Here is a 3,186-nt window from a genome sequence, read left to right on the forward strand (position 1 = left end):
CACGGGCCGCCGCGAGGCCGGACGCGCTCGTCGCGCCCGCGATGAGCACGAGCCTGCCGCTCACTCCTGGCGTTTCGTCTCGCTCGCTTCTCGCTCGCGGGGCGACCGGCCCCCCTGTCGCCCCGCGAGCGAAGCCAGACGAGACGCCGTCACGCATCTTTCCCCGTGATCCCCGCGGTGGACTCGATGACGGGCTTCATCTTCTTCTCGAGCGCCTCGTAGAACATCGACAGCGGGAACTCGTCGTCCATCACGGCGTCGGTGTAACCCTTCGGCGCGCCCGCGAGGACCTCGTCGGGGAGTCCCCGCGCCCACGCCGACGCAGGGTTCGGGGTCAGCACCGAACGCATGAGGTCGTACGCGGCGAGCCAGTGCGCCGTCTTGGGCCGGTCGATCGAGCGCCAGTAGAGCTCGTCGATCGCCGCTCCCAGCGCGATCACGGCGGCGGGCACCTCGTCCCACTCGAAGGCGAGCGACGTATCGGTCCAATGCAGCACGCCGCGCTGATGCAGCCACGCGAACAGCAGCTGGCCACCGAGCCCGTCGTAGTTGCGCACGCGCGAGCCGGTGATCGCGAAACGGAAGATGCGGTCGAAGATCACCGCGTACTGCACGAGCTTCGCATGCTCGAGCATCTCGGCCTCGGCGGAGTCCAGTGCTTCGCCCTCCGGCGCCCGAGCCTGTCGAACGGCGAGCCGCTGCTGGATCGCGACGCACTCGCGGAACGCCGTGAGGTCGCACCGCAGCTCTTCCAGCGAGTACAGGAAGTACGGCATCCGCTGCTTGATCATGAAGGGGTCGAACGGCAGGTCGCCGCGCATGTGCGTGCGGTCGTGGATGATGTCCCACATCACGAACGTCTTCTCGGTGAGCGCCTGGTCCTCGAGCATGCGCGCGGCGTCGTCGGGCAGCTCGAGCTTCGTGATCTCGGCGGCGGCCCGCACGACCCGGCGATAGCGGGCGGCCTCGCGGTCCTGGAAGATCGCACCCCATGTGAACGCAGGGATCTCACGCATCGCGACGGTCTCGGGGAACAGCACGGCCGAGTTCGTGTCGTACCCTGGCGTGAAGTCGACGAACCGCAGTGACACGAAGAGCTTGTTGCCATAGTCGCCGGCCTCTAGCTGCGCGATGAACTCGGGCCAGATCACCTCGACGAGCACAGCCTCGACGTGGCGCGCGCGCGACCCGTTCTGGGTGTACATCGGGAACACGACGAGATGACGGATGCCGTCGATCCGGTGCTGCTGAGGCTGGAACGCCTCGAGCGAATCGAGGAAGTCCGGCACCCCGAACCCGCCGTCGGTCCAGCGCCGGAAGTCGCGGACGGATGCCGCGAGATAGGCGTCGTCGTGCGGGAACCGCGGGCGGAGCTCTTCGATGGCCGCCGTGATGGCGGTGACGTGTGCGCGCGCGGCGTCGTGGGCCGCGGCATCCGGGATCGACCCGTCCTGAACCTGCAGAGCCTGAAGCGCCGTCGCCGCCTGCTTGAGCGACAGCCATGCCGGCGACGCCTCGACGGGCTCAGCGACCGGCCCCTGAGCCCGTCGGAGCGCGTCCTCGACGACCTCGGGCTCTCCGACGATGGACTTCGCATTGTGCGCGGTCACGGGCATGGGAACCTCCGATCTTCGAGAAGAGGGTTGCGAGCAGGAACATTTACGGTAGACGCCGCAGATCACCGATATTCTTCCATGCATGGAGGATGTTGTCGATCAGCGCATCGTGCAGGAGGTCTCGCTCAACGCGCGGGCCACGCTGGCCGAGCTGTCGGCGGCGGTGGGCCTTTCGGTATCGGCCGTGCAGACACGCCTGCGTCGGCTCGAGGCCCGCGGCGTCATCACCGGCTACCGTGCGACCGTCGACGCCGAGGCCGTCGGCAAGCCGCTCTCGGCGTTCATCGAGATCACGCCGCTGGACCCCGCCCAGCCCGATAACGCCCCCGAACTGCTCGAGCACCTCGCCGAGATCGAGGCGTGCCACTCGATCGCGGGCGACGCGAGCTACGTCCTGTTCGTGCGGGTTGCGACCCCGCGCCATCTCGAGTCGCTGATCCGCGACATCCGCTCGGCCGCGTCGGTCAACACGCGCACCACCGTGGTGCTGCAGACCTTCTACGAGAACCGTCCGGTCCTCCCCGCCTAGGGAGGTGCACCTGGGCGGTGTCGATCGTCATGTACGGGATGCCGAGGGTGACCCAGCCGTAGACCTTGAAGTTCGCGCCGTCCGTACCCGCAGCGGGCGTCCGCCGCTGCCCGTGAGCGTGACGCTCCCGGCCGACACCGCGGGGAAGTTCTCCAGCACCGACGCGAGCATGCCGTTGTCGACGTTGACGATCGGCTGGAAGTCGACGGTGCCGAGCGTGAAGTCGGGGGAGTACAGGACTCCGACGCCGGCCTCCGACCGGGTGTCGGCCCCCGGATCGGCCCACGGGACGATCGTGTCACGGAATTCGCACATCGGCACGAATCTCGCAGGAGACCGGCGGCCCGGTGCGAGGTGCGCGCGACTCTGCGAAGCCTGTGAAGGCCGGCAGCGCCGGTGGGCGAGGTATGCTCTGCCCATGCTCTCCGAGCAGCCCGAGTCGCCCGCGGCGACAGGTCGCGGCGTGTTCATCGTGCGGAACGCCCAGTCGGGCACCGCCGTCATCCGAACGGATCCTGCTGTCACCCTGGCGGAGCGGCTGCCCGAGGCCGTCGTGCACGAGCTCGACGACGGCGAGGATCTCGCCGACGCGGTGCGGGCGGCGATGCAGACGGATGCCGCGCCGTCGATTCTCGGTGTCTACGGCGGCGACGGCTCGGTGTCGCGCATGGCCGACCTCGCGCGGCGGTACGAGCGGCCGCTGCTGGTCATGCCGGGCGGCACGTTCAATCACTTCGCACGGTCGGCGGACCTGACCGACGTCGACACCGCCATCGACGCCCTGCAGGCGGGGAACACGGTCGAGGTCAGCGCCATGGAGGTCGCCGCCGACGGCGAGCGGGCCGTTCTGGCGCTCAACGCGGTGGCCGCCGGTGCCTACCCCGAGCTGATCGACGAACGCGAGCGGCACCTTCCGCAGCTCGGCAAATGGCTGGGCGGCGTCGTCGCCGCGTGGCGCGCGCTGCGCAGCGCCGAGCCTCTCACCATCGTGCGCGACGGCCGCCGCGCCCGCGTGTGGTCGGTGTTCGTGGGGATCGGCCG

The 3,186-nt window shown here is 69.5% G+C and carries 4 protein-coding genes; 2 read left to right on the forward strand and 2 right to left on the reverse strand.

Annotated features, from left to right (window positions below; translation table 11 throughout):
• Window positions 1–149: 149 nt before the first annotated feature.
• Window positions 150–1,616 carry a DUF6421 family protein gene (locus EIO58_RS15000; RefSeq protein ID WP_127820193.1) on the reverse strand — a complete coding sequence of 489 codons (1,467 nt, stop codon included), beginning with the start codon at window positions 1,614–1,616 and terminating at the stop codon, window positions 150–152.
• A gap of 82 nt (window positions 1,617–1,698) precedes the next feature.
• Between EIO58_RS15000 and EIO58_RS15005 the strand changes: the two genes are divergently transcribed.
• Window positions 1,699–2,145 carry an Lrp/AsnC family transcriptional regulator gene (locus EIO58_RS15005; RefSeq protein WP_127820194.1) on the forward strand — a complete coding sequence of 149 codons (447 nt, stop codon included), beginning with the start codon at window positions 1,699–1,701 and terminating at the stop codon, window positions 2,143–2,145.
• Window positions 2,146–2,172: 27 nt separating this feature from the next.
• Here EIO58_RS15005 and EIO58_RS15010 read toward each other — a convergent pair whose 3' ends face one another.
• A complete protein-coding gene (locus tag EIO58_RS15010; RefSeq protein ID WP_127820195.1) occupies window positions 2,173–2,460 on the reverse strand; it encodes a hypothetical protein in 288 nt (95 codons plus the stop codon).
• A 103-nt stretch (window positions 2,461–2,563) separates the two neighbouring features.
• Here EIO58_RS15010 and EIO58_RS15015 point away from each other — a divergent pair.
• Window positions 2,564–3,186 (forward strand): diacylglycerol/lipid kinase family protein (locus EIO58_RS15015; protein WP_274543218.1); only part of this gene is annotated, 623 nt, incomplete at its 3' end.

Source organism: Microbacterium sp. CPCC 204701 (genome assembly GCF_004010105.1).
Classification (GTDB): domain Bacteria; phylum Actinomycetota; class Actinomycetes; order Actinomycetales; family Microbacteriaceae; genus Microbacterium.